This is a genomic window from Polaromonas sp. P1_E3 (assembly GCF_056405935.1).
Window position 1 is genome coordinate 1 of the sequence record NZ_JBFUBD010000178.1, and the last position, 5600, is coordinate 5600.

Sequence of the window (5600 nt, forward strand, 5' to 3'; positions counted from 1 at the left end):
ATGCGTCAGCGGCGCACCTGGCGCTGGACCTGTCCGACCCGGCACAGATCGCCGTGACCACCCTTGGGCGGCGCCTGCAACCCACGGGATATTGGGCACACTTCAAGCGGTGGCTGCGCGCGGCGGGAAGAGACTACCAACCCAGCCCGCTGCCTTCCCGGCAGATTGATGCGGCGCCCATCATCATGGTGGCTGTGCCTTACCTGGACGTGAGCGATGCCACGCTCTATTCTTTGCGGCGTGCCGTGATGCGGGTGCTGGGCACGACACCGCGGGCACGGCTGGCCTGCGTGACGGTGATTGATCCGAAGGCAACCCCGGGCCACGATACGCAGACGAGTGAAACCACCGTGCACCGGCGCTACCTGGGCATGTTAGGCCAGTGGGCGCAGCCTCTGAACCTGAGCAGCCAGGTGGTGTCTTTTCATGTCATCGAGTCGGGCGATGTTGCCCAGGCGCTGTTGCACTATGCCCAGGGCAATCACGTCAGCATGATCGTGATGGGCGCGGCAACGCATGGCCTGCAGATGCAGCGCCTGCTGGCGACGGTGCCGATCAAGGTCGCCATGGCAGCGCCGTGCACGGTGATCCTGGTGAAACAGGCTTTGCCGTTTGACCGGCTGGGGACTGAAGCGGCTGTGCCGGCGCTCGCCGGCATCAAAGCGTCAATGATCTAATCGAAAAAGCCTGCAGCCCTTTATTGACGAGCGCAAGGTGCTATATAAAACGTAGCAAACCGGGCGCTGAGGATGGGCCGGTCACGAGCCGGCCATGAGCCGGTGCACCAGGTCGGCCGTGGTSGASGCCTTGTATTTKCGCATCAGGCGGGCCCGGTAAATTTCGACGGTGCGGTGGCTGATCACCAGCGCGCGGCCGATTTCCTTGGAGGTCATGCCGTCCATCAGGTGGGCGGCCACTTCGCGTTCACGCGCAGTGAGCTCAGCCGTGACAGGACGGCGCGAGCTCAGGTCCTCGAACGTCCAGATGCCGGCTTCATGCGGTGCGCTGCGATTGAGCGCCCGACCCGTCACGTGGCACCAGAAGGTTTCACCCTTGTTGCGGCCATCCACGCGCTTCATGATGCGGTCGTCGGAATAGAGGCCCTTGGCGTTCAGGATGGGAATCATGCGTGCGCCTATGCGCTCGTACTCGTCCGCGCTGGGATAAAGAATCATGAACGACTGGCCGGCCAGCTGCTCGCGCGTGGCACCGAACATCTCGCACAAATGCCGGTTGCAGTCCACAATGGAGCGGTTGCGGGACAGCACCAGTCCCACCGGTGCCAGATCGAATGCGAGCTGGTAATCGACTTCCACAGTACTTACCTTTACGGAAAACTACCTAACTTGATAAGTAGTATCGTAATGGATTGCTGATGGCACCTGCCAGCGTCACGACTCAAGGAGACTATTTGTGAAAAAACTTTTCCCTTCCGCCGCAGAGGCCCTCAAGGGCGTCGTCAAGGACGGCCAGTTGATGGCCGTCGGCGGTTTCGGCCTGTGCGGCATTCCCGAGGCGCTGATCGAGGCCTTGCGCGACAGCCAGGTGAAAAACCTCACGGTGATCTCGAACAATGCCGGCGTTGACGGCTTCGGCCTGGGCAAACTGCTGGAAACGCGGCAGATCAAAAAAATGATTTCGAGCTATGTCGGCGAGAACAAGGAGTTTGAGCGCCAGTACCTGGCGGGCGAGCTGGAGCTGGACTTCACGCCGCAAGGCACGCTGGCTGAAAAACTGCGTGCCGGCGGCGCCGGCATTCCGGCCTTCTTCACCAAGACCGGCGTGGGCACGCAAGTGGCCGACGGCAAGGAGTTGCGCGAATTTGACGGCGAGACCTATGTGATGGAGCGCTCGCTGGTTCCCGATGTATCGCTGGTCAAGGCGCATGTGGCCGACAAGTCCGGCAACCTGCGCTTTAACCTCACGGCCCGCAATTTCAACCCGGCTGCCGCAATGGCCGGCAAGATCTGCATCGTCGAGGTGGAGAAAGTCGTCGAAGTCGGCGAGCTCGCCCCCGACGACATCCACCTGCCGGGGATTTATGTGCACCGCATCGTGCTCAATGCGAATCCCGAAAAACGAATTGAAAAGCGGACCATTACAGAGAAAGCGGGAGTTTGATATGCCCTGGACCCACGACCAGTGGGCGGCGCGCGCCGCCCAGGAACTCGAAGACGGTTTCTATGTGAACCTCGGTATCGGCATCCCGACGCTGGTGGCCAACTTCACGGGTGACAAGGAAGTGTGGCTGCAGTCGGAAAACGGCMTGCTGGGCATTGGCCCGTTTCCGACCGAAGACCAGGTGGACGCCGACGTGATCAACGCCGGCAAACAGACCGTGACCACCATCAAGGGCTCCTCCATTTTCGGCAGCCATGAAAGCTTCGCAATGATCCGCGGCGGCAAGATCAATTTGTCGATCCTCGGCGCCATGCAGGTCAGCGAAAAAGGCGACCTTGCCAATTGGATGATCCCGGGCAAGATGGTCAAAGGCATGGGCGGCGCGATGGACCTCGTCGCCGGCGTCAAGCGCGTGATCGTCCTGATGGAGCACGTTGCCAAAAAGAAGGACGGCAGCGAAGACATGAAGATATTGCCGAAGTGCACCCTGCCGCTGACGGGCGTTGGTGTGGTCGACCGCATCATCACCGACCTGGCCGTGATGGACGTGGTGCCCGAAGGCCTCAAAGTGGTGGAACTTGCACCCGGCGTCACCCGCGAGGTCTTGCAGGCCAAGACGGGTGTCCAGCTGATTTGATCTGTAGCCGGGCGGCGGCTTTTGCACTTCCGCCCGGCAACTTTTAGCGTGCGGCTAACGGCTGCACAGGGTTGCGGAAAACCTGCACCAGGCCCAGCAGGATCGCCAGCATGCCGACCAGGCTCCAGGGCGCCAGGCGGTTGCCCAGCACCAGGTAGTCGAGGGCAGCCGTGCCTGCAGGCACCAGGTAGAACAGGCTGGTGACGTTGACCAGGTTGCCTGCGTGGATCAGGCGGTACAGCAGCAGCGTCGCCACCACAGACATCACCACGCCCATCCATAGCAGCGCCACCCAGAAGCCGGCGCTCAGGTCAACAGCCATGGGCTGAAACGGCGCGAACAGCAGGCACAGCAACAGGCTGCAGGCCAGTTGCAACGGCAGTACTTCGCGCGGCGCCTGTTTGACTGACTTTTGCAGGATGGCGCCCAGCGTCATGCACGCCAGGGCGCCAAACGCAAACAGCATTCCGGTKGCGGTGAAGTGCGCACGCGCAATGCTTTCATACACCACCAGCACCAGTCCGCCCAGGGCCAGGCCGAGGCCCGCGAGGCGCCGCCTGGAAAAAGCCTGCCGCTCCGTCAGCGCGAGCGTCAGGATGGGTTGCACGCCCAGAACGGTGGCCAGTACGCCGGGTGTGAGGCCGTGGTCCAGTGCCAGCAAATGGCAGATGGAATAGCTGCCGATCATCAGAAGACCTGTCAGCGCGACGCGCAGGCGTGTACCGGGCGCCGGCAGCCAGCGGCGCCCGGCCAGCCCAAGCACGAGCAGAACACTGAGCGCAAGGGAAAACCGCAAGCCCAGAAAGGCGAAAGGGCTGGCGTGCTGCAGCCCGAGTTTGGAGAAAAGCGCGCCGCTGCTCCAGATCAGAACGAAAAGGGAAGTCGGGCCGAAGGTGGCCCAGGCCGTGTTTTTTGAAATCATGAAAATTACCTGCCGAAAAAGGGACAAGCTCCAGCGAGCGCACGTGGCGCGGCTGCGCCAGTGGCTGAATCAAACGAGGGCTGGAGAGCTGGACCGGCTGGGACTCAGCCGGGAACGTGTGCGGCCGGCGGGTAAGCGCCGGAAGCAACCACGTTGCGCGGAGGTGCGGCAGGTGGGGGAGCGGTAAAGCCGCCTGTCAGGCGCATGTCATCGGCCAGCAGGGCTGGCGCAGTCGCATGGCTTGAAAAAGGCGTGTACATAAGCTGACTATACCCCGCGAAACGGCAGCGTAAGCGGCCGGTACGGCAAGAGACGCCGCGCGGGCTTCAGGGCGCGGCTTTTTTACCACGCTTGCTGCGTGTGGTGGAGACGGCTTGCGTGGCCTGAGCGGCCGGCTTTGCGGCAGCCTTGCGCTTCGTTGCGGGCGGTGTTTGCAGCAGCTCGTCTTTTGCGAGGTTTTCAATCATGGCCAGCAGCACTGCGCGTGTGGTTTTGATGTCCTCAGGTGCAATGCCTTCAATGCTGACGTTGTTGGTTTCTTCGGCCAGGGGCACCAGCAGCTTCTTGAGTGCGCGGCCCTTGTCGCTCAGGTGCACATACATATTTTTTTTGTTGGTGGGCAGCTGCTTGCGCACGATGTAGCCCAGCGACTCCATGGCCTTCATCGCAATGAAGGTGGTGGGTTCCATCACGCCCGCGCGCGCGCTGAGCTCCTTTTGCGTCAGCCCGTCCGACTCCCACAGGATGCGCAGGAAGGTCCAGTGGCCAAAGGGCACACCATGCTCTGCCAGACGCACCTGCAGCGCACGGTGAAAGGCGCGTGAGGCATCGCGGATCAGGTGCGCAAGGCGGTCATTGGGGACGGCTTCGCGCCAATGGCGGATGATGTTTTGCGTGTCATTGCTCATGAGTTGGCATTGTGACGCACTTGGTACTCCGGCTGGCAATCCCGCCCGCTGCGGGCGGATTCCAGCAGCGCAAGGCACACCGCCGTGGTGGCCCGGGCCCATTCGCCGCTGTGAAGAGGTGCATGGCCATGCATCACCGCGGCAAAGAGTTCGTCGATCACTTCCTGGCGCGGAACCGGCGGGGTAGAAAGGGGCTCGAAAGTTTTTTCACCGTCAGCGTAGATGGCAATTCCCGATGGGCCCGGGCGAAGGTCTGCTTTTTCGCAACTGACGATGAACTGACCGAAGTGCTGATGCTGCAGGCCTTGCGGCAGGGCGGTGCTGGCCATATATGAGCTGCCGCCATAGTTGCGCGCCGCTTTCAGCGTTGTTTCTTCAGCCGGGGTGGACGCAACCTGTAGCCGTTTGCGGGCGGCTCCATAGTCACTCGGGGTTTTGGCCTGGCCCATTTCGCCAACGTTGCCCAGCAGCTCATCCGAGTCGTAGTGGCCATAGCCGCTGTACGTGGCAGAGCCGAACGCACCGCCCTCAAATTCGATCAATGCGCTATAGGCGCCTTCAGTGGGACGGGTCGGGTCCCAGGCGCCGGTATGGGCGCGCACGCTGCGCACCAGCCCGCCGCCCAGCAGCCGCACGATGTCCATCTGGTGTGTCGCCTGGCTGTGGATCACCCCGCCGCCGGCGGCCGTATCGAGTTCCTCAGGCCTGCGCGGCCGATAGAGGAAGTCGGTGTAGTTCATGGCGTGGATCATCTTCACCGCGCCATACCGGCCGCTGTCGATGAGTTCACGCGTGCGCCGAATCGGCATGTTGAAGCTGTGGCTGTGGCCCACGATGAGGTGAACGCCCGCGCTATGGGCCGCTTCAATCATGCGGGTGCATTCATCAATTGTGAGGGCCATGGGCTTTTCTACCAGCACGTGCTTGCCGAGCGAGGCCGCCAGGCACACGTGCCCGGCATGGAACTGGTGGGGCGATGCGATGTAAAGCACTTCCACTGCCGGGTTGGCGC

Annotated in this window: 8 protein-coding genes; 3 read left to right on the top strand and 5 right to left on the bottom strand. The window is 62.3% G+C overall.

The features are described from left to right. Positions 1-677: universal stress protein (locus AC1D0Z_RS15170; RefSeq protein ID WP_477659055.1), on the top strand; the 677-nt coding region annotated here is incomplete at its 5' end. Positions 678-758: 81 nt separating this feature from the next. On the opposite strand, the gene AC1D0Z_RS15175 is transcribed toward AC1D0Z_RS15170, so the two are convergent. Then, entirely contained in the window at positions 759-1316 is a 558-nt protein-coding gene (locus AC1D0Z_RS15175; protein WP_477659056.1) for a helix-turn-helix transcriptional regulator, read from the bottom strand. Positions 1317-1413: 97 nt separating this feature from the next. Between AC1D0Z_RS15175 and AC1D0Z_RS15180 the strand changes: the two genes are divergently transcribed. Beyond that, positions 1414-2121 (top strand): CoA transferase subunit A, encoded by a 708-nt coding sequence (locus tag AC1D0Z_RS15180; protein WP_477659057.1) that lies wholly within the window; start codon positions 1414-1416, stop codon positions 2119-2121. Between the two features lies 1 nt (position 2122). Continuing rightward, the gene (locus AC1D0Z_RS15185; RefSeq protein ID WP_477659058.1) at positions 2123-2758 is read left to right on the top strand and encodes a 3-oxoacid CoA-transferase subunit B; all 636 of its coding nucleotides are present in this window, start codon (positions 2123-2125) and stop codon (positions 2756-2758) included. 43 nt (positions 2759-2801) lie between these two features. On the opposite strand, the gene AC1D0Z_RS15190 is transcribed toward AC1D0Z_RS15185, so the two are convergent. From AC1D0Z_RS15190 to AC1D0Z_RS15205, 4 genes are all read right to left on the bottom strand, one after another. After that, positions 2802-3680 (bottom strand): DMT family transporter, encoded by an 879-nt coding sequence (locus AC1D0Z_RS15190; protein ID WP_477659059.1) that lies wholly within the window; start codon positions 3678-3680, stop codon positions 2802-2804. A gap of 104 nt (positions 3681-3784) precedes the next feature. Then, positions 3785-3940 carry a hypothetical protein gene (locus tag AC1D0Z_RS15195; RefSeq protein ID WP_477646178.1) on the bottom strand — a complete coding sequence of 52 codons (156 nt, stop codon included), beginning with the start codon at positions 3938-3940 and terminating at the stop codon, positions 3785-3787. A 66-nt stretch (positions 3941-4006) separates the two neighbouring features. After that, positions 4007-4588, bottom strand: coding sequence for a MarR family winged helix-turn-helix transcriptional regulator (locus AC1D0Z_RS15200; RefSeq protein ID WP_477659060.1), 582 nt, complete (start codon positions 4586-4588; stop codon positions 4007-4009). Continuing rightward, the coding region (locus AC1D0Z_RS15205) for a Gfo/Idh/MocA family protein (protein ID WP_477659061.1) at positions 4585-5600 on the bottom strand (1016 nt) is incomplete at its 5' end. The genes AC1D0Z_RS15205 and AC1D0Z_RS15200, both read right to left, overlap by 4 nt.

Bases quoted from the DNA above. Each gene is read 5' to 3' on its own strand.
- AC1D0Z_RS15195 (WP_477646178.1), bottom strand. From the start codon at position 3,940: ATGTACACGCCTTTTTCAAGCCATGCGACTGCGCCAGCCCTGCTGGCC.
- AC1D0Z_RS15200 (WP_477659060.1), bottom strand. From the start codon at position 4,588: ATGAGCAATGACACGCAAAACATCATCCGCCATTGGCGCGAAGCCGTC.